This is a genomic window from Arcanobacterium wilhelmae (assembly GCF_029632765.1).
Classification (GTDB): Bacteria; Actinomycetota; Actinomycetes; order Actinomycetales; family Actinomycetaceae; genus Arcanobacterium; species Arcanobacterium wilhelmae.
Map to the genome: position 1 here is coordinate 1,606,762 of NZ_CP121247.1, position 19,176 is coordinate 1,625,937.

Below are 19,176 nucleotides of genomic sequence, written 5' to 3' on the forward strand. Positions count from 1 at the left end.
ACACCTGCTTTCAGTGCTTGAGGAGGTTCACGCCATCGAGCGAGGCGGACCTGCGGGTTCGGAAGATGGACACCACGATTGCCAGGCCCACAACGACTTCCGCCGCGGCAACAACCATCACGAAGAAGGAGAATACCTGCCCCTGAAGGTCGCCCCACATGCGTGAGAACGTGACGAGCGCGAGATTCGCGGAGTTCAGCATGATTTCCACTCCGAGGAGGGCGATCACGCCGTTACGACGGGTGAGAACAGTTGCTGCACCGATGGCGAAGAGCACCACCGCCAGCGCGACGTACCACATGAGGTCCATTACTTATCCTCTCCCTTTTCAGTGTGAGCCTGCGTCACCTGAGCTTCTTCGACGACGTCGGAGGCGCTGGGCGCTTCCACCTGCTCGGCCTTGCCTGGCTCAAGCTGGTGGCGCTTGGCGGCAGCCTCGTAATCCGGAGCCGCGACACCCGGCATACCGGCCACGGTTGCGCGGCCAACCTTGCCGTAGGTGGACGGGCCGTGGAGGCCTGGGCCGTTGGTGATGATATCCACCGTTGCAGGCGAAATCTCTGAAAGCGAACGGCCCTGACCGCGGATCTCGAGCACACGGTTGATCGAACCTTCGGCCGGCTTTCCGCCGTATGTGAGCGACGGGTTGGTCGAGGAGTTCGACTCGGCGAACACACCAGCGTTCGGCAGATGGCCCGGGTGGATACCCTTCTCGGTGAAGTCGCGCATCTTCTGGTTCGCAAGCTCCGTCTGCGTGAAGCGGGAGTGAACTTTGTCGCGATGCGTCAAAGTCATTGCCCCAAGCGCCGCAACGATCAGCAGGCAACCCGTGATCTGGAGCGTGAGCACGAAGTTGTTGAAGATGATGTGCGAAACGCCAACGGGGTTGCCATCCGCGTTCGCGGCGGCGAGGCCGACCGGGAAAATATCCTCAGTGAGCTGGCCGGGAGATGTATCGAAGCCGGTACCGACGAGACCAAACACCACTGCGATGAGAATCGCCGCGATGCCCAGCCCACCGAGAATCGCCACAGGCTTTTGAGCTGTGAGCGTCTCGTGGCCCGAATCAGCCGAATCCACACCCACCAGCATGAGCACGAACAGGAACATCATCAGGATTGCTCCGGTGTAGACAACCACCTGAGCGACTCCCATGAATGGGGCCTCGAGCATCGTGTAAAGAACCGCGAGGCACACCATCACGAAGATTACCGAAATGGTGGTGTACACAGCCTTGCGCGCGATCAGTAGGCCGTAGATCGCCGCCACGATCATCAGTGTGGCAACAATGAAGAAGCCCACGGCCTCGCCGGTAGAAAGAGTAATCGCTGCGTTCATCGCGCGTTCACCTCCACAACCTTCGCCGTCGCCAACGACGGATCGTCCGGGCGATGCTCGCGCACCCAGTCGACCTGCGCCTGGGTCGGCCCAGTGATGTTCCCCTTGTAGTAGTCGGCGTCGGTCGTGCCTTCCACCATCGGGTGAGGCGGTTGCAACATCCCCTCGGCGAGCGGAACGAGGAGGTTTTCCTTCTCGTAGATCATCGACTCTCGGGTCTGGCCAGCGATCTCGAACTCGTTCGACATCGTCAGCGCGCGGGTCGGGCAAGCCTGGATGCAGTAAGCACAGAAGATGCAACGCAGGTAGTTCACCTGGTAGACGCGCCCGTAGCGCTCGCCAGGCGAGTATTGCGCATCTGGTGTGTTCGCGGCTGCCTCAACAAGGATCGCGTCGGCCGGGCAGGCCCATGCACACAGCTCACAGCCGATGCACTTTTCCAAGCCGTCTGCGTAGCGGTTGAGCTTGTGCAGACCGTGGTAACGCGGGCGGATATGCGCTTCGTTCTTCTTCTTGCCCGTGTTGGGCAGGTACTGCTCGGTCACAACCGGGCGGAACAGCGTCGAGAACGTGACGCCGAAGCCAGCTACAGGCGAAAGCATGCGACCGATCGGGCCCTTCTTATTCGGGCTGTACTGCTCCGGATCCGGCTGATTGAACTCGTTAGTGTTTTCAGACATTCTCGGCCTCCTCAAGGGTGCGGGTTGTGCGGGCCCTCTGACGGCCCGCACGCGGCGACGGCGGTAGTGCCTGGCCCGGAAGCGGCGGCACCGGGTAACCGTTTTCGAAACCGGTGAATTCTTCCTCGGCGCGCGCGGCCTCAACCTCTTCCTGGGTGGGCTTCACGCGATCGTCACCGAAGGCAACGATGAGCATGATCAGCGAGTATCCGATCGCGAGGATCACCATCACTGCGCGCACGTTGATCGGGTAGGCCATGTTGATGCCGGTAACGATCATGACCAGCGCAAGCCAGCCAAGAGCAAACGGGATCAGGCCCTTCCACCCGAGCTTCATGAACTGGTCGTAGCGGAAACGTAGCAACGTTCCACGAACCCAGATGAAGACGCACATGAAAGTCCAGCTCTTGAGCAGGAACGTCAGAACCGGGAACCAACCGACGTTCGGATCCCCACCCCACAGGCTGAAGACAGCCTTTGTAATCGGATCCGCGTGCCAGCCGCCGAAGAACAGCGTGGTGGCGAGCATCGACAGGTTGAACATGTTCACGTACTCGGACAGGTAGTACCAGCCGAACTTCATCGACGAGTACTCGGTGTGCGGGCCGGCAACGATTTCGCCTTCGGCCTCGGGAAGATCGAACGGGAGGCGGTTGGCTTCGCCGAACATCGTCACGAAGAAGATGAGGAACGCCGGCATCAACAGAATCACATTCCACAGCGAACCCTGCGCGTCAACGATTCCAGAGGTAGACATCGTGTTCGCGGTGAGGAACACGGTCACCAGCGACAACCCTTGCGCCAACTCGTAAGAAATCATCTGGGTGGCGCTTCGCACCGAGCCGTACAGCGGCAGGGTGGACTTTGCCGACCAGCCGCCGAACACCAGACCGTACTCGCCGAGTGCGGCCACAGCCAGCACGAAGAGCATCGCCACCGGCGAATCAGCCAGCTGAACCGGCGTGTGGTGGCCGAAGATCGATACCTCAGGGCCAAACGGGATCACCGAAATCACGGTGAAGGCCGCAAGAGCCGAGATCGCCGGAGCCACGAAGTACACGGCTCGATCGGCACCACGAAGGTTGAAATCTTCTTTCACCAGTAGCTTGATCGCGTCGGGGATCGACTGGAGAAGTCCGAACGGGCCCACCACGTTCGGGCCCACACGGTTCTGCATTCGGGCGAGGAGACGTCGCTCAACCCACAGCGCGAAGATCACCGTCAGGATCAGGAAAACCACGGCCACAACAGCCTTGATGAGCCAGATCCACCAGGTGTCCTGCGAGAAGTCGGCGACAACTCCGCCCACTGTCAAAAAGTGGTTCACTTTGCGGCCTCCTTGGAGATGTTGACGACGTCGCCCGCGCTAGCGCCGATCAGCGCCACCTGCGAGAGGGAAGAGTTCTGCGGAACCCACACGACGCCGTCGGGCATGTCGACTACCTGGAGGTCCAGGGTGATCGAACCAGTAGGTCCGGTGATGGTCAGCTGCTGTTCAGCGCCGGCACCGCGGGCGGTGGCGGCGGAAACGAGAGCAACGGACTTGCGAGCAGTGGCCGCCAGGTGCGGCTCGTTGCTCTGAAGCGCACCGAGATCAAGCATCTGCTTCCAGGTGGCGAGAACCGCCTGTCCTGGTGCAATGATCGGCGCGGGCGCGGCCTGTGCCTGTGGCGCTTGACCGCGGGCACCGTCCCACGTGCGCAACTGAGCGAATTCATTGACGGCGTCCTCAAGGGTTGCGAGGCCAAGATCCACACCCATCTCGGATGCGAGATCGGCCAGGACCGCGCGATCTGGAAGATGGGTGGAGGTCAGAGCCTGCCCGAACGGGCGCAGGCGACCTTCCCAGTTCACGAACGTGCCACCCTTTTCGGCTGGCGGCGCCACCGGGAGGGCGACGTCGGCGAGTGCGAGGGTTTCCGTATCGCGTACTTCCAGCTGAACAGTGAAAACGTTCTCAAGGGCTTCCCGTGCACCGGCCGGCAAGTCTGCCAGCTCGACGCCGGCGAGGACCACTCCCCCGAGCTCGCCCGAAGCGGCAGCCGCGAGGATCTCGCCAGTGGAACGGCCCGGCTTTTCCGGCAGGGTGTCAACTCCCCATACGGACGCGACGTCGACGCGCGCGGCCGGATCTGCAACAAGGCGACCTCCCGGCAGCAGGTTCGGCATCGCACCGGCGTCGAGGGCACCGCGATCGCCTGCGCGACGCGGAATCCACGCGAGGCGGGCGCCCGTACGCTGCGCAAGCGCGACGGCGGCCGAGAGGGCACCCGGCGTCGAAGCGGTACGCTCGCCCACCAGGATCACTGCGCCGTCCTTCGTCAGATCGGCGTAAGCCGCACCGAAGGCGCCTTCGCCGCCGTCGACGATCGCGCCGAGAACCTCAGCCTCGGTGCCAGGAACGGCAGGAATGAAGCGAGCGAACATCTTCGATGTTCCAAGCGACTTGTATGCAGAAATGACGGACACCGAGGTGGTCTTGGCGAGTGCACCCTTGCGCAGACGCAGGAACACCGAGCCGATCTCATCTTCAGCCTCGAGGCCAACCGTCAGAACGTGGCCCGCGTGCTCGAGATCGCCATAAGTGACATCCAGGCCCTTGCCAGCTACAGCGTATGCGAGGAACTCGTTCTCCTCGGTGCTACCCGGGCGGGTACGGAGGTCGACGTCGTTCGTGCCGAGCACCACGCGTGCGAACTTGGCGTACGCGTAGGCATCCTCGAGCGTTGCGCGGCCGCCAACCAGCACGCCGACGCCCTTCGCCTTCGCGGCTGTCAAACCCTTCGCGGCTTCCTCAATCGCCTCAAACCAGCTCACCGGCTCATCCACGCCCTTCAGACGCGGGTAGGCGAGGCGGCCAGCGCCCTGCTGCCAGCGGAACGCGAAACGATCCTTATCGGTAATCCAATCCTCGTTGACCTCCATATCTTCACCGGCCATGCGGCGAACAACCTCGCCACGGCGGTAATCGACGCGGATCGCGGAGCCCGACGCGTCGTGCTCCGTGACTCCAGGAACCGATACGAGATCGAACGGACGAGCGCGGAAACGGTACGCGGCGGACGTGAGAGCACCCACCGGGCAGATCTGGATCACGTTGCCGGAGAAGTACGACGCGAACGAACGCCCATCTTCCGCCGTCTGCATCGGAACCATCGGACCAGCGGCGAAGCCTTCCGAAACGCCGTGCTCGCCGGCCGGGCCCGAGAACTCGTTCGCGACGACGGGCGCGTGTGCGCCGTCGACGTCGGCGAAGCCGAGCACCGAACCGTCAAACCCGCCAACCTGCGAACCCGGAAGCGAGTGCACGCCGTAGCCTGGCGTACCGCCGCCGCGGCCCTGAAGGGTAATGAACGCGTCGCCAGCGATCTGGCTCGAGAAACGTGTACAACGCTGGCACAGGATGCAGCGGTCGCGATCGAGCAGGATCTGGGCAGAAACCGAAATCGGCTTCGGGTAGGTGCGCTTAATATCAACGAAACGCGACTGTGTACGGCCGTCGGTCATTGCCTGGTTCTGCAGAGGGCACTCGCCGCCCTTGTCGCACACCGGGCAGTCCATCGGGTGGTTGATCAGGAGGAACTCCATCACACCCTTCTGGGCCTTCTTCGCTACCTCGGAGGTAGCGCCCGTGTAGATCTCCATACCCGGGGAGACCGTCACAGCACACGAGGGCTGCGGCTTAGGCATCTTGCGCACATTGCCCTCGCGATCCGGAGCGGCCACCTCAACCAGGCACTGGCGGCACGCGGCCGCGGGAGCCAGAAGCGGATGATCGCAGAAACGCGGGATGTGCACGCCCACCTTCTCAGCGGCGCGAATAATCAAAGTGCCCTTGGGGACCGAGACCTCCTTGCCGTCCACCTGGACGGTCACGAGTTCGGCCGGAGTATTCTTTTCACTCATTTGACACCTACTTCGCTGAAGAGAACGGACTTTTCCGGCGGGTACAGCTCGCTGGCCGCCTTCTTCGTGCCGAGCACGAACTCGTCGCGGAACAAATCGATCGCGCTGCGGATCGGAGTGGCAGCCGCGTCACCCAGCGCACAGAAGGAACGACCCGCGATATTCGACGCGATTTCGTAAATCAGGTCAATATCGGATTCCTTCGCAGTTCCTGTCTCGAAACGGTGCATAATCTGGCGCATCCAGAACGTGCCCTCACGGCACGGGGTGCACTTGCCGCACGATTCGTGTTGATAGAAATCAGCCCAGCGGGAAACCACGCGAACAACCGAAACTGTTTCGTCGAACACCTGAATCGCTCGGGTTGCGAGCATCGAGCCGCCCTCCGCAACTTCCTCGTAGCCAAGCGGGATATCCAGATGATCGGGTGTGAACAGCGGAGCGGACGAACCTCCGATCGCATAGAACTTCAGCTCGTGTCCCTCGCGGATACCGCCGGCGAGCTCGATCAACTGACGCATCGTAATACCGAACGGGGCCTCGTACTGGCCTGGGTGCTTCACGTGGCCGGAAATCGAGAAGATACCGTGTCCGCGAGAATTCTTCGTTTCTGCGCCCATCGCCTGGAACCATTCGGTGCCATGCACGAGGATTCCCGGCACAGACGAAATCGACTCCACGTTGTTAATCACGGTGGGGCGAGCGTACAGGCCCTCGGCCGCCGGGAACGGCGGCTTCAGGCGCGGCTGACCGCGGTAGCCCTCGAGCGAATCGAGAAGCGCAGTTTCCTCACCACAAATGTAGGCGCCAGCGCCGGCGTGAACCGTGATGTTAAGATCGTAATCACCGTTCGGGCCCTTCCCCTTGCCGAGCAGGCCGGCTTCGCGCGCTTCTCGCACGGCCGCCAGCAGGCGCCGGTACACGTGAACGACCTCGCCGCGCAGGTAAATGAAACCGTGGTTACCCCCGATCGCCAGCAGACAGATCGCCATGCCCTCGATCAACAGGTGAGGGTTTGCCATCAGGTGCGGAATATCCTTACACGTGCCCGGTTCGGATTCGTCCGCGTTCACCACGAGGTAGCGCGGACCGCCGTCAGCGGGCGGAAGGAACGACCACTTCAGGCCAGTCGGGAAGCCTGCGCCTCCACGGCCGCGAAGCCCCGATTCCTTGATCAGATTGGTGATCGCGCCCGGTTCGGACGCCATCTCCCACGCCTTCTCGAGACCTGTGTAGCCGCCGTTGGCGCGGTAGGTATCCAACGTCCAGGAGCGCTCCTTGTCCCACATGTCCGTCAGGACTGGGGCAAGACTTCCAGGTGCACTGTATGCCATCGTCATTCTCCTTCCGGCTTCGGGGCGGTCCAGCCGCGCTCGCGTGCGATTTCGAGGCCAGCCAGCGACGCCGGGCCGGCTGCAGGGCCTTCGTCCACATGGCCATCTTCGAAGCCAGCGAGGACGCGCTCATTCTGCTTGAAGGTAGGCGCGACGACGGGGCCGCGGGTCGGGTGGATATCGCGGCCTGCGCGGATGTCGTCCACCAGAGCCTTCGCCGACGCCGGGGTCTGGTTGTCGAAGAACTCCCAGTTGACCATGATCACGGGCGCGTAATCGCAGGCAGCGTTGCACTCGAGCTGCTCGAGCGTGATTTTGCCGTCTTCCGTAGTTTCGTCATGACCGACGCCCACGTACTTCGTGAGCTCTTCCCAGATCGCGTCGCCGCCCATCACGGCACACAGGGCGTTGGTGCACACACCAACGTTGTATTCGCCGTTGGGGTGGCGGCGGTACTGCGAATAGAAGGTGGCGACGGCGGAGACTTCCGCCTTTGTCACGTTCAGCAGATCTGCCACGAGCGCGATGCCGCGCGGCGAGCAGAAGCCGTCCTCCGACTGCACGAGGTGCAGCAACGGCATGATCGCGCTACGTGCTTCGGGGTAGCGCGCAATTACCTCGGCGCCGTCGCGGCGCAGACGTTCCTCAACTTCAGGGGTGTACGGGGTAGCCATCAGCGATCAACTCCTCCCATCACTGGATCGATAGCAGCGAGCGCCATGATCGTGTCGGCAAGGAAGGATCCTTCCGACATGAGAGCGAGCGACTGCAGGTTGTTGTAGCTTGGGTCGCGGAAGTGGGCGCGGTACGGGCGGGTTCCGCCGTCGGAAACCACGTGTACACCCAGAATTCCCTTCGCGTGCTCCACCAACTGGTAGGCCTGGCCTGCGGGAACGCGGAAGCCTTCCGTCACCAGCTTGAAGTGATGGATGAGGGATTCCATCGACTGGGTCATGATCTCTTCGACGTGCTCGGGCGCAGAGCCCTGGCCGTCGGAGCCGATCGAGAGGCGAGCCGGCCATGCGATCTTCTTATCTTCGATCATCACGGGCTGACCTTCAGTGCGGTCCAGCTCATCGAGAACCTGGTAGCAGATACGGATCGACTGCAGGGCCTCTTCGAAGCGAACCACAGCGCGAGTGTAGGCATCGGCCTTATCGCGAAGCGGCACATCGAACTCGTACTTCTCGTAACCGCAATAGGGCTGCGTCTTACGAAGATCGGCCGGAAGGCCAGCGGCGCGCAACGACGGGCCCGTCATCGACAGTGCCATCATCGACGATAGCGGCGAAACAGCCACATCCTCGTGACGGATCTTGAAGATCGGGTTATCGAGAGTCAGATCCATCATCTCGGAGATCGTGAGGCGAATCTTCGGAAGCAACTCACGGATGTAGTCGGTGCCGCCGGCGGGCAGATCCTCCAGCACACCGCCAGGGCGGATGAACTCGTTATTCATGCGCAGGCCGGTGATGTCTTCCATGATTCGCAGGATGTCTTCGCGGGCACGGAAGCCGAGCGTCAGCATCGTCGTCGCGCCGAGCTCGTTGCCGGCCGAACCAACAGCCACGATGTGCGAGGAGATGCGCGTGAGCTCCATCAGGAGCACACGGATCGCGGATGCACGCTCCGGAATCTGATCCGTGATGCCGAGCAGCTTCTCTACCGCCAGGCAGTACGCCACTTCCTGGAACGTGGGAGCCACGTAATCCATGCGGGTGCAGTATGCAACGCCCTGGGTCCAGGTGCGGTACTCCATGTTCTTCTCAATACCGGTGTGGAGGAAGCCGGTCGAGGCTTTCACTTCACGCACGTATTCGCCGTCGAGCTCGAACTGCAGGCGAAGCACGCCGTGCGTTGCCGGGTGCACCGGGCCGAGGTTGACAACGATGTGCTCCTCGCCGATCTCTTCGGCTTCGCGGGCAATATCGGCCCAATCGCCGCCGACCGATTCGTAGGAACCGTAGCTGGCAACTTCAACTTCATCAATCGCGCCCATCGCGCGGGGCTGATCTGCCATCAGTTGTACTCCCTCCTGGTGTCCGGCGGCGGAACAACCGCGCCCTTGTATTCCACCGGGATACCGCCCAGCGGGTAGTCCTTGCGTTGCGGGTGGCCGACCCAATCATCGGGCATCGCCGAACGAACAAGGGCCGGGTGGCCGTCGAACACAATACCCATCAGATCGAACGCCTCGCGCTCTGCCCAATCGTCGCCCGGGTAGACCGGCACGAGCGACGGCATGTGCGGATCGGCATCCGGAGCCGTCACTTCGAGCGCAATCATGCGGTTGTGGGTGAACGAGAACAGCGGGAAGTAACCGTGAAGTTCACGGCCTTTATCCTGCGGGTAGTGAACGGCCGACACGCCAAGAGTCATCTCGAAGCGCAGATCCTGATCGTCACGGCAGTACTTTGCGACCGTCAACAGGTGCTCACGGGGCACGAAGATCACAAGTTGGCCGTTTTGCGTGGAGACCTTTTCGATCACCTGCTCGGGTGCGAGGCCGTCGGCCTCGGCGAGTTCCACGATGACGTCCACAACTTCGTCGAACCAGCCGCCGTACGGGCGGGTAGCCGGCGGGGCAACGACGGCGGTCTCGCGTTGAGTCGAGAAGCCGGTGGTATCCCCACTATCTTTCACGCCCCACATGCCGGATCGGCGTGCGATCACCTCGGGGCCGGCGCCGCTCTTGGGCGCGATTTCGTTTTCGCTCACCTCAACAGTCCCTTCTTATCCTCGAGGGGCATCGCCTTTAGGGCAGCTTCCTCAGCTGCGCGAGCCACGCGCTTGCGGTGCTCGCCGATCGGGGCTCCTTCGATCACGCCGTTGCGTAGCTCGAAGATCGCGTTGATCAACATTTCAGGGCGCGGAGGGCAACCGGGGAGGTACACATCAACAGGAACGATGTGATCGATGCCCTGCACCACAGAGTAGTTGTTGAACATACCGCCCGTGGACGCACACACGCCCATGGAAATCACCCACTTGGGCTCCATGAGCTGGTCGTACGTGTTACGAACAACCGGCGCCATCTTCTGGGAAACGCGGCCGGAAACGATCATGAGATCGGCCTGGCGCGGCGAGGCACGGAACACTTCCATGCCGATTCGGGAGGCATCAAAACGAACCGCGCCGAATGCCATCATTTCGATAGCACAGCAGGCCAGTCCCATTGTGACTGGCCAGATCGAGCGCGCTTTCGCCCATCCAAGAACGTCCTCAACGGCTCCGAGCGCCTTGCCCGGCTCCGTATCGATCTTTACTTCTTCACTCATTCATTACTCCCATTCAAGTCCGCCGCGGCGCCACTCGTAGAGGAACGGCACGGTGATCAGGGCGACGAAAACGCCGATTGCGATGAGGCCTCCAAGGCCAAGGGCCTCGTGGTTCACGGCCCACGGGTAGAGGAAAACAACCTCTATATCGAACACGATGAAGGTCATTGCGGTGAGGAAGTACTTCACCGGGAAGCGGCCAGCATTGCCCGCATTCGGTGTGGCTTCCACACCACATTCGTAGTTCGACACCTTCACGCGGTTGTAGCGCTTCGGGCCGAGGATTGCGCTCATGATCAGACCGCCGGCGGCAATTGCGAGCGCCGCCGCGATCATGATCAGGATCGGAATGTTTCCAGACATTGGACCTCCACCTTTTCCCTAAAACGTTCCGTAGCCTGAGTTTTCACTCAGAGCTGATATTGACACTGTATAACTTGTTGGCGACATTTTCCGGCCTTCTCGTCTCACGCCCGTGGCACCACCTTCGTTGCCAGCGTGATCAGGCGATCCATCCAATCGCCACCTCGCCGATCGTAAGCATCCGACAGGAGCTTCATCACCAGTTTCATCAAAGTCTTTCGAGGCAGACCGTACTTCACGCACGCGTGCATGATGGCCGGTTTCTCAATCAGCCATGCAAACACTCGACCAAGCGTGTAATAGCCGCCGAGCTCGCCACGCATATCCTCCACGTAGCCGGCCATCACAGCGTCGCGCTCCGCAGCCGAATCACGTACCAGCGCCTGAGCAAGATAATCCGCAACGACACGCCCCGCCGCCAGCGCATACGCAATCCCCTCGCCATTGAACGGGGAAACCATGCCACCGGCGTCGCCAACAAGGGCCAAACCATCGGCATACAACGGCTGGCGGTTGAATGCCATCGGAAGGGCGGCGCTCTTGACCTTGCCCACCTGGTTTTCCGGCGTTAGCTCCCACTCCGGAGGAGTGTTCTCGAGCCATGTGTTGAACACCTTGCGGTAGTCGATCCCTGTGGGGGTAGCAGTGGACGAGAGCGATCCGAGCCCGACGTTCACCAGGCCGTCGCCGACGGCGAAGATCCACGCGTAGCCTGGGAGCTGTTCGGATTCGCCGGGCTTGCCCGCCCAGAGCTCCAGCTGTGATTCCATAAACGTGGTTGTGGCGAGCGGAGAGCGGAAGTAGGCGCGCACCGCAACACCCATGGGGCGCTTTGGATCCTTCTCGCGGCCGATCGACGTGGCGAGGCGCGCGGAAACTCCTCCTGCGTCCACGACGAACTGCCCGTGAACCTCAAACTCTTCCTTGCTCGCGTTCTCGCGAGCAGTGACGCCGACGACGCGGCCCGCACCGTCGCGAATCGCGCCCGTCACCGTGACGCCTTCCATTAGGCGCGCGCCCGAGGCCTGCGCGTGGCGCACGAGCTCTTCATCGAGCACTTCGCGGCGCCGACCAGATCCGTAGTTCGGCTGGGAGGCAAGCTTCGGCCAGGGCACCTCAACGAAGTTGCCAGCGCCGCTACCACGGATTCCATAGTTGCGAACCCAGCCCTCATCCTCACGCATCGGCAGGCCCATGCGGACCAGTTCGACGACGGTTCGCGGGGTGAGACCATCACCACACGTCTTATCGCGGGGATAGGTAGCCTTCTCAAGAATGAGCACATCGATACCGTTCTTTGCCAGGTAATGAGCGGTCGACGAACCGCCCGGGCCACCGCCCACAACGATCACTGTGGCTTGTTCAACCCGCACGGATCGCCCCTTCCTGGCCATCATCGGCCTTTTTATTACCCATTCCAAACTAGTCTACCGGCGTTCTGGAGCGGAAAAGTAATTAATACCGACCGAATTACGAAAGACTTTCGTGCCCTATATATCGGCTCACATGACCTGGGTAAATACCGACGAAGGCAGACCACTTGCCCAATCGATGCCCGAGCGCAAAGACCGCGCCGGCGTCGGGAATATGCGCCCGGGTATTGCCAGGACGACGGCGTACGCGGCCCCGAGAAACTCGTATGCAAAAGCGGGCGGAGGGAAACCTCCGCCCGCTTTCACACCCCGGCCCTAAACTCGGCCGAGGAAGAACGCTACTTACGCGCCCGTCGTCGCACCTACTTCCAGGCGCGATGCAACGCCACAATGCCGCCAGACATGTTCTTGTACTCGACCCCGCGCCAGCCCGCGGCCGCCACCCACTGCGCAAACTCACGCTGGGCAGGCCACTTGCGGATCGACTCGACGAGGTAGTCGTAAGCGGGTGGGTCGGACGAAAACTTCGCCATCAGCGGCATAATCTGGTCTGAGAAGAAACGGTACAACTGATTGAAAGCCGCGTTCTGGGGTTGTGAAAACTCCGCCACCACGAGGCGGCCACCCGGCTTGACCACGCGGTACATCTCCGCGAGCGCCTTGTGCGGATCGTTCACATTGCGCAGGCCGTAAGAGATCGTCACGGCGTCGAACGTGTTGTCCTCGAAGGGAAGATCCATCGCGTCGCCCTGCACAAAATTCAGGTGCGGGTACCGACGGCGCCCCTCTTCGATCATGCCGGCCGAAAAATCGAGCGCCACAACCTCCGCGCCCGCCTTCGCATACTCCGCCGACGACGTACCCGTGCCTGCGGCGAGATCGAGGATCTTCTCCCCCGGCTTTGGATCGATCGCTACGGTCGTCGTGCGGCGCCAGCCATACACCTGGCCGCCGGTCAGCACCGTGTTCATAAGGTCGTACTTGGCGGCGACGTCGTCGAACATGCTCGACACGTCGCCCGGGTTCTTCTCCAATGTGGCTCGCTTCATAGAAAGCATTTAACCACCTGCGCGGGTAGGATTCTTGTCCATGTTGACGATGCCACAGCTACGAGCACAAACCACCCGCCTCCCCCGCACTGTCGATCTGGAGGCCCTGATTCCCGACGCCGGGGCGCACGTGTGGTTGCGCGGCGAGGACGGGCTTGTGGGCGCGGGCGTGGCTGCGCGGCTCGATCTGGAGCCACGGGGTGGCGAGCGACCGGAAGATTCGCGCCGTTTCGCTGAGGGGGCGCAGTGGTGGCAGATGCTGTGCGAGAAGGCGGAAATCCGTGATGACGTGGCGTTGCCGGGCACCGGGTTGGTTTCGTTCGGTTCGTTCGCCTTCGACGCCGGCTCGCAGGCTGGGTCGGCGCTGCTGGTTCCGCAGGTTGTGGTGGGCAAGCGCGGCGAGGATTGCTGGATCACGCTGATCGGCGTGGTGGGCGTGGATGTTTTCGACACACTCGCTGGGCCAGCGAAGGCGTTGCTGGATGCGGCTTTGAAGGGTGAAACGACGCCGGTGGCACCGATGCCGGCGGTGAGCGTGGAGGATTCTACGGGGGCGGCGTTTGAGGCGAATGTTTCTGCAGCTCTGGAGCAGATCCGCACAGGCGAGGCAGAGAAGATCGTGGTGGCGCGAAGCGTGGACGTGAGCTCGGATACGGAAATCCCTGAGCGCACGTTGGCCGCGCGTTTACACCAGGCCTACCCAGACTGCTGGATATTTGACGTGGACGGGCTGATCGGAGCAACCCCGGAGATGCTTGCGCAGAGTTCGCCGGAGGGGATCTCGGTGCGCGTGCTGGCGGGAACCGGCGCGCCGGATGGACACGATCTGATGACCGAGAAGAACCTGGCGGAACACGCGCTCGCGGCGGCAAGTGCGAGAGAGGCGCTGGCCGCCCTTGGCGAGGTGAAGGCCAGCGAGCCGTTTGTGCTCAAGCTCGCGAACGTTTCGCATATTGCGACGGATCTCGTGGCCACGCCGTCGTTTGATGCCACTCCTTTGCAGATTGCCGGAGCGCTTCATCCGACGGCGGCGCTCGGCGGCACGCCGCGCGCCGCCGCGATGGCGAGCATTGCGGCGCTCGAGACTACCGACCGCGATCGGTATGGCGCACCCGTTGGCTGGATGGACGCGAAAGGCGAAGGCCAGTGGGCGGTTGCCCTGCGGTGCCTGCGCATGTTCACGCCAAGCGCCGCACGCGCCTGGGCCGGGGCCGGGATCGTTGAGGGCTCAGATCCAGCAACTGAGCTGGCTGAAACCCGAGCGAAGTTCGCCCCGATTATGGAGGCTCTCGGCGTCACAAGGTAACGTCTGAGTTCGTCACTCAACCTGTCCGGGCCACGCCACGCCGAAAGCTCTACATCACACGGATCGCTCCCCTCCCACAGGCGTGACGAAAATGGCGAGTTTTCGGCTTCTGGGATAGAAAACGTATCGCTAGCGCCGGACCTCGTTACTTTGCATCCTTGCGGGTGGCGAGTGTGACATCCACATCGAGAAGTTTGCCGTCGCGATCGAAGGTCACGGTCACCACATCGCCGCTCTTGTACTGGCGAACGTAGCCAGTGAGCGACGTGCCGCCGGAGACGTTGTGGCCATCAATCTTGGTGATGACGTCGCCTGAACGGATCCCCGCCTTCGCGGCTGGGGTGCCCGGCGTAACAGACTGAACTTGAGCACCGATGCGCGCTTGACCGTTGAACTGGGCAACTCCGTCCGAGATGGTGACACCGAGGAACGCATGCTCAGCCACGCCGTTCTTGATCAGCTGATCGGCAACGTTCTTCGCCAGGTTTACGGGGATTGCGAAGCCCAGGCCAATCGATCCTGCCTGCTGGCCACGAGCCTGCCCAATCGAAGCGATCGACGAAGCGATGCCGACCACGCGCCCCTGCGCATCGAACACGGGGCCGCCGGAGTTGCCCGGGTTCACGGCCGCATCGATCTGGATCGCGTTCGTGACCACAGGCGATGCCTGGTTTTGCGAGAACGGATCGGCGCTCTCTCCTTGTGTGGTGACCGGGCGATCAAGCGCTGAAACAATACCGGTGGTCATCGTGGCTTCCAAGCCTAAGGGATTGCCGATGGCAGCCACTGGTTGCCCGACAACAACCTTCGACGAATCACCGATCTGCGCGAACGCGAGATCCTTGGGAGGATCTTGGAGCAGAATCACGGCAAGATCCGTAGCCGGGTCGGTACCGACGAGCTTGGCCTTGAACACGCGCCCATCGGCGAGCGACACGAGGAGTTCCTTCGCACCGGCAATCACGTGATTGTTGGTGACGATGTGCCCCTCCTTATCGATGATCACACCCGAGCCTGCCGAGGTGCCCTCCTGCGACGAGTTCGTGATCGCCACCACCGACGGGCTGACTGCCTGGTGGACGGCCTGCCAATCGGGGGCATTATCGGCGGTCTGCTTGACAACAGGGGTGCTTCCCGACGCCGACTCGGCAATAGCTGCGGCCGGCCGAGCCTTTCCGAACTGCGAGTAGACGGCTCCGTATCCGAGACCGCCACCGACCAGCGCAGCAACAACCGTTGCGGCGATGAGTGCGCCCCAACCCGGCGTGCGCTTCTTCTTCGGCTGTGCCGGTGGAATCGGCGCGAACGCTGGGCTACTCGGCAGACCGAACGCTGCTCCCGACGCCGGGGCGCCGTTCGACGGTGCACCACCAGCAGTGGGCTGCGGCTGGCCGCCGCGAGCAATCCCACCCGGAGGCTCGAGCGTGGGCCCACCCACCTCCGGCAACGGCTGCATAGGCTCGGGGTGCGCGAACTCCCCGGGGCGCGTCACATTGGGCCGCTGGATCTGCGGCTGTTCACCTTGCGCATTCTGCTGCTCGAATTCCTCGTTCATCTCTCCCTCACTTTGTCCAAAACTCCTGCGGAACTACTGATGCTCAAAACTCCCGCTCGGGGTATTTTGTTCCGCGCACCCCTCAAAGATTTCACCGTGAACTTCCGCAATAGTGGAAGTCTCCTGGAAGTTTTCTGGACGAATTACGCCACTAGTGAACAGCTACGATTGTGGACTGATGGCATTCTCCACCACCCGTTGGAGCTCCCCTCGCCCGCTTTTGAGCTGGGCAGCCGTATGGGATTCAAGATCGACATACACAATCCGCACTCCCTTTGCCTGAGCCGCGAGCGCCTCTCGCAACTCCGCCAACGAACCGACGCGGACGAAAGCCGCGCCCACCGCGCGCGAGTATGCCTCGACGTCAATTTCCTTGGCCGTGGCGAACACCCGCGAATACAGAGGCTCGGGAGCACCACCATGTTCAAGCGTGGCAAAAATCGAGCCACCGTGATCGTCGATCACCACAACATCGAGGTTCACACCCTCTTGCCCCGCAGTGTGAACGAGCGATCCAAGATCATGGATGAACGTGAGATCGCCGACCACAACTCGCATCGAGCCACGCACGAGGGCCATGCCAATAGCTGTAGACATCGTGCCATCAATCCCTGCGAGCCCGCGGTTCGCAAGGAACGCATGGCCTCGGCCGACCTGAGCGAACAGGTTCACCTCGCGAATGATCGACGAGGCGCCCAGGAGCGTGGGCACCGCCGGATCGAGCGAGCGCGCCACATTCGCAAACGTGAGCCCCTCGCCTGCCTGTTCTTCGATCGCTGCGACCGCCTTGCGTGCCAGCGCCTGCCATTGCCCCAGCCACCGGGCATCCCACGTGGCGAGCGCGAGCGCCTTCTCGAGCGAGACCACTCGCGCCGTACCCGCAACGTCCGTGTAAATCGGCACGTCATCAGCCACCACAACATCAATGTCCGTACGCGCCAACAGAGCGGAGACATCGCGCGTGAGCGTGGGATGCCCGATCACCACCACGCGCTCAATGTGCTTGGCCAGCTCACTGCGCAGCAGGATCGGGTGGCACGCGATCGCCGACGCCGATCCCCACAACGGACTGGACGGTTCGGCCAGGACCGGCACGCCGGCAAGATCCGCGGGATCAACCGCAAGATGGCTCGGGGCGGCAACCACGACGGTTCGGGCTTCACCGGCTTCCGGAACCTCGATCGCACAATCCTGCGCCACCGTGCCCCACGATTCCTCAGACACGAGTGGAGGCTCGAATCCCACGTTCAGCTGCACCGGCCCAGGCCCCGCAGCCTCGAGCGCCTCACCCGTGGCGATCCGCACCGCACGGAGCACGATCCCGCGAAGTTGCTGGGTTTTCATATCGGTCGGCAGATCGAACTGGGCGCGCACGCTCCCCGCAAGAACTGCCATCTGATCGGTGGTCTGCGAAGCGCCGACCCCACGCATGCCGTGTGGCCGATCCGCAGTCACCGCCACGAGCGCCACTCCCGCCCGGTGCGCTTCCTCGAGTGCAGGGTGAAGATTCGCCACCGCCGTGCCCGACGTCGTCACGACAGCTGCGGGTCTGCCGGCCAACCCACTGCCCAACGCAACGAAGCCAGCCACTCGCTCGTCGGTTTCCACATGGAGCACGATCACCCCGGCGCGCTCAGCCTCGTACAGCGCGTACGCGAACGGCGCCGAGCGCGAGCCCGGGCACAACACGAACGTTGAGATCCCGGCGCGTACGAGCGCGGCAATCACGGTACGAGCACTGTGGGCGGAATTCATAGCGATCCTCTCTTTCAACTGCTCACAATCCTAAACAACAGGTATGACACTTTTTCGCGATCACTTCGCGTTTTCGCACGTCAACGGATGAAAATCTCATATTGACGCACTCATTCGGCTCTGGGAATCGCCAGCGAGCACTTCACTGCGCGAGGTCGCGAAGCGAGTGAAGTTCGTAGGTATCTTCCGGCCCGATTTTGCCGGTGGCCTGAAGATGCGCCCAGATCAGGGTCAGCCGGATCGCCCAGCGAGCCGTGAGAGCGGCGTCGGCGCCTGCGGCCGGGTTGAGCGTGAGCGTTTCGGGCACGCCGATAAACCCATCCACAGGAACGATCGGCGAAACGGCGGTATCGCCGTCGAACAACGACAGCGTGCCGAGCCCGCACGCATGATCGAGGCTCGGCAGCGCAGCCGCGAAGCCGAGCCCTGCCGCGAGCCCCACTGACGTTTCGAGCGCGGAGCTCACCACCGTCGGCAAGCCGAGCTGGTCGGCCAGTTCCAGCGCGCGCCACACCCCACCCAGGGGCTGGTTCTTGATAACGGCGACGTCGGCAGCTGCGAGGCGGCGAACCTCCAGCGGGTCGGCGACGCGGCGGATCGACTCATCCGCCGCGATCGGCACGCTCACGAGCCGGCGCAGCTGCGCAAGTTCAGCGGTGGTGGCACACGGCTGCTCCGCGTACTGCAAACCACCGGCAGCGCGATCCAAATCCGGCAGCCACTGCACGGCCTGCTCCACAGACCACTTCCCATTGACGTCCACGCGGATCGCGGCGGAAGGCAGAGCAGAACGGACGGCCTCGATGCGCTCGACGTCGTCGGCGTGGGTCTGCCCCTCCTGAGCGATTTTCACTTTGGCAGTATGCGCGCCTGAGCGCGCAGCGATGCGCTCCGCCTCCTCGGGTCCGACCGCGGGCACAGTGACGTTCACCGGGATTCGGCTCCGCACCGGCTGAGGGTACCCACGGCGCAACGCTTCAAGCCCGGCAAGCACCCACCGCGAGGATTCCGGCACTCCGTAATCCCAGAACGGGCTCATTTCCGCGACTTGCACGGCCGAGCTGCGGGACACAAGCGGCCCCAGCGGATCGACGTCGGGCGCTACGGCAATCAGCCCCGAACGCTGCGTAATGTTTCGGAATTGGTGGGTGAGCGGAATCGAGTAGGTGTAAAAACGCACGTGCATGCCCCCATCGTACGACGCCGAGCCGGCAGGGCGCCGGCGTCGGCGGCGCATAC

General features: G+C 62.7%; 17 protein-coding genes. 1 reads left to right on the forward strand and 16 read right to left on the reverse strand.

Features of this window, described 5'->3' with window-relative positions:
• Positions 1-10 precede the first annotated feature (10 nt).
• The 13 genes from nuoK to P8A24_RS07210 form a co-directional block, all read right to left on the reverse strand.
• On the reverse strand, positions 11-310 hold the full coding sequence (gene nuoK, locus P8A24_RS07150; RefSeq protein WP_278057919.1) for an NADH-quinone oxidoreductase subunit NuoK: 300 nt from the start codon (positions 308-310) through the stop codon (positions 11-13).
• Positions 310-1,338, reverse strand: a complete 1,029-nt coding sequence (locus tag P8A24_RS07155) for an NADH-quinone oxidoreductase subunit J (protein WP_278057920.1) — start codon at positions 1,336-1,338, stop codon at positions 310-312. Before P8A24_RS07155 ends, nuoK begins: the two co-directional genes overlap by 1 nt.
• Positions 1,335-2,018, reverse strand: a complete 684-nt coding sequence (gene nuoI, locus P8A24_RS07160) for an NADH-quinone oxidoreductase subunit NuoI (protein ID WP_278057921.1) — start codon at positions 2,016-2,018, stop codon at positions 1,335-1,337. Before nuoI ends, P8A24_RS07155 begins: the two co-directional genes overlap by 4 nt.
• The gene (nuoH, locus tag P8A24_RS07165) at positions 2,011-3,345 is read right to left on the reverse strand and encodes an NADH-quinone oxidoreductase subunit NuoH (protein ID WP_278057922.1); all 1,335 of its coding nucleotides are present in this window, start codon (positions 3,343-3,345) and stop codon (positions 2,011-2,013) included. Before nuoH ends, nuoI begins: the two co-directional genes overlap by 8 nt.
• Positions 3,342-5,924, reverse strand: coding sequence for an NADH-quinone oxidoreductase subunit G (locus tag P8A24_RS07170; RefSeq protein WP_278057923.1), 2,583 nt, complete (start codon positions 5,922-5,924; stop codon positions 3,342-3,344). The genes nuoH and P8A24_RS07170 overlap by 4 nt, the downstream gene beginning before the upstream one ends.
• Positions 5,921-7,264, reverse strand: a complete 1,344-nt coding sequence (gene nuoF, locus P8A24_RS07175) for an NADH-quinone oxidoreductase subunit NuoF (protein WP_278057924.1) — start codon at positions 7,262-7,264, stop codon at positions 5,921-5,923. Before nuoF ends, P8A24_RS07170 begins: the two co-directional genes overlap by 4 nt.
• Positions 7,261-7,932, reverse strand: a complete 672-nt coding sequence (gene nuoE / locus P8A24_RS07180) for an NADH-quinone oxidoreductase subunit NuoE (RefSeq protein ID WP_278057925.1) — start codon at positions 7,930-7,932, stop codon at positions 7,261-7,263. The genes nuoF and nuoE overlap by 4 nt, the downstream gene beginning before the upstream one ends.
• On the reverse strand, positions 7,932-9,257 hold the full coding sequence (locus P8A24_RS07185; RefSeq protein ID WP_278060237.1) for an NADH-quinone oxidoreductase subunit D: 1,326 nt from the start codon (positions 9,255-9,257) through the stop codon (positions 7,932-7,934). The genes nuoE and P8A24_RS07185 overlap by 1 nt, the downstream gene beginning before the upstream one ends.
• A 20-nt stretch (positions 9,258-9,277) precedes the next feature.
• The gene (locus P8A24_RS07190) at positions 9,278-9,976 is read right to left on the reverse strand and encodes an NADH-quinone oxidoreductase subunit C (RefSeq protein WP_278057926.1); all 699 of its coding nucleotides are present in this window, start codon (positions 9,974-9,976) and stop codon (positions 9,278-9,280) included.
• The gene (locus tag P8A24_RS07195; protein WP_278057927.1) at positions 9,973-10,536 is read right to left on the reverse strand and encodes an NADH-quinone oxidoreductase subunit B; all 564 of its coding nucleotides are present in this window, start codon (positions 10,534-10,536) and stop codon (positions 9,973-9,975) included. The genes P8A24_RS07190 and P8A24_RS07195 overlap by 4 nt, the downstream gene beginning before the upstream one ends.
• A gap of 3 nt (positions 10,537-10,539) precedes the next feature.
• The gene (locus P8A24_RS07200) at positions 10,540-10,899 is read right to left on the reverse strand and encodes an NADH-quinone oxidoreductase subunit A (protein ID WP_278057928.1); all 360 of its coding nucleotides are present in this window, start codon (positions 10,897-10,899) and stop codon (positions 10,540-10,542) included.
• Positions 10,900-11,003: 104 nt separating this feature from the next.
• Positions 11,004-12,272: a geranylgeranyl reductase family protein gene (locus P8A24_RS07205; RefSeq protein ID WP_423190680.1), complete on the reverse strand. Its 1,269-nt coding sequence runs from the start codon at positions 12,270-12,272 to the stop codon at positions 11,004-11,006.
• A 362-nt stretch (positions 12,273-12,634) separates the two neighbouring features.
• On the reverse strand, positions 12,635-13,330 hold the full coding sequence (locus P8A24_RS07210) for a class I SAM-dependent methyltransferase (RefSeq protein WP_278057929.1): 696 nt from the start codon (positions 13,328-13,330) through the stop codon (positions 12,635-12,637).
• Between the two features lie 31 nt (positions 13,331-13,361).
• Between P8A24_RS07210 and P8A24_RS07215 the strand changes: the two genes are divergently transcribed.
• Positions 13,362-14,627, forward strand: coding sequence for an isochorismate synthase (locus P8A24_RS07215; protein ID WP_278057930.1), 1,266 nt, complete (start codon positions 13,362-13,364; stop codon positions 14,625-14,627).
• 145 nt (positions 14,628-14,772) lie between these two features.
• Here P8A24_RS07215 and P8A24_RS07220 read toward each other — a convergent pair whose 3' ends face one another.
• The 3 genes from P8A24_RS07220 to P8A24_RS07230 all read right to left on the reverse strand — a co-directional run bounded on the left by P8A24_RS07220 (position 14,773) and on the right by P8A24_RS07230 (position 19,123).
• A complete protein-coding gene (locus P8A24_RS07220) occupies positions 14,773-16,182 on the reverse strand; it encodes a S1C family serine protease (RefSeq protein ID WP_278057931.1) in 1,410 nt (469 codons plus the stop codon).
• Positions 16,183-16,344: 162 nt separating this feature from the next.
• Entirely contained in the window at positions 16,345-17,937 is a 1,593-nt protein-coding gene (gene menD / locus P8A24_RS07225) for a 2-succinyl-5-enolpyruvyl-6-hydroxy-3-cyclohexene-1-carboxylic-acid synthase (RefSeq protein ID WP_278057932.1), read from the reverse strand.
• A 142-nt stretch (positions 17,938-18,079) separates the two neighbouring features.
• The gene (locus P8A24_RS07230; RefSeq protein ID WP_278057933.1) at positions 18,080-19,123 is read right to left on the reverse strand and encodes an o-succinylbenzoate synthase; all 1,044 of its coding nucleotides are present in this window, start codon (positions 19,121-19,123) and stop codon (positions 18,080-18,082) included.
• Between the last annotated feature and the right edge of the window lie 53 nt (positions 19,124-19,176).

What these genes read in the sequence shown, in the direction of transcription:
- nuoK (WP_278057919.1), bottom strand. Translation starts at nt 310, where the DNA reads ATGGACCTCATGTGGTACGTCGCGCTGGCGGTGGTGCTCTTCGCCATC.
- P8A24_RS07155 (WP_278057920.1), bottom strand. Translation starts at nt 1,338, where the DNA reads ATGAACGCAGCGATTACTCTTTCTACCGGCGAGGCCGTGGGCTTCTTC.
- nuoI (WP_278057921.1), bottom strand. Translation starts at nt 2,018, where the DNA reads ATGTCTGAAAACACTAACGAGTTCAATCAGCCGGATCCGGAGCAGTAC.
- P8A24_RS07170 (WP_278057923.1), bottom strand. Translation starts at nt 5,924, where the DNA reads ATGAGTGAAAAGAATACTCCGGCCGAACTCGTGACCGTCCAGGTGGAC.
- nuoF (WP_278057924.1), bottom strand. Translation starts at nt 7,264, where the DNA reads ATGACGATGGCATACAGTGCACCTGGAAGTCTTGCCCCAGTCCTGACG.
- nuoE (WP_278057925.1), bottom strand. Translation starts at nt 7,932, where the DNA reads ATGGCTACCCCGTACACCCCTGAAGTTGAGGAACGTCTGCGCCGCGAC.
- P8A24_RS07185 (WP_278060237.1), bottom strand. Translation starts at nt 9,257, where the DNA reads ATGGGCGCGATTGATGAAGTTGAAGTTGCCAGCTACGGTTCCTACGAA.
- P8A24_RS07195 (WP_278057927.1), bottom strand. Translation starts at nt 10,536, where the DNA reads ATGAGTGAAGAAGTAAAGATCGATACGGAGCCGGGCAAGGCGCTCGGA.
- P8A24_RS07200 (WP_278057928.1), bottom strand. Translation starts at nt 10,899, where the DNA reads ATGTCTGGAAACATTCCGATCCTGATCATGATCGCGGCGGCGCTCGCA.
- P8A24_RS07210 (WP_278057929.1), bottom strand. Translation starts at nt 13,330, where the DNA reads ATGCTTTCTATGAAGCGAGCCACATTGGAGAAGAACCCGGGCGACGTG.
- P8A24_RS07215 (WP_278057930.1), top strand. Translation starts at nt 13,362, where the DNA reads ATGTTGACGATGCCACAGCTACGAGCACAAACCACCCGCCTCCCCCGC.
- P8A24_RS07220 (WP_278057931.1), bottom strand. Translation starts at nt 16,182, where the DNA reads ATGAACGAGGAATTCGAGCAGCAGAATGCGCAAGGTGAACAGCCGCAG.
- menD (WP_278057932.1), bottom strand. Translation starts at nt 17,937, where the DNA reads ATGAATTCCGCCCACAGTGCTCGTACCGTGATTGCCGCGCTCGTACGC.
- P8A24_RS07230 (WP_278057933.1), bottom strand. Translation starts at nt 19,123, where the DNA reads ATGCACGTGCGTTTTTACACCTACTCGATTCCGCTCACCCACCAATTC.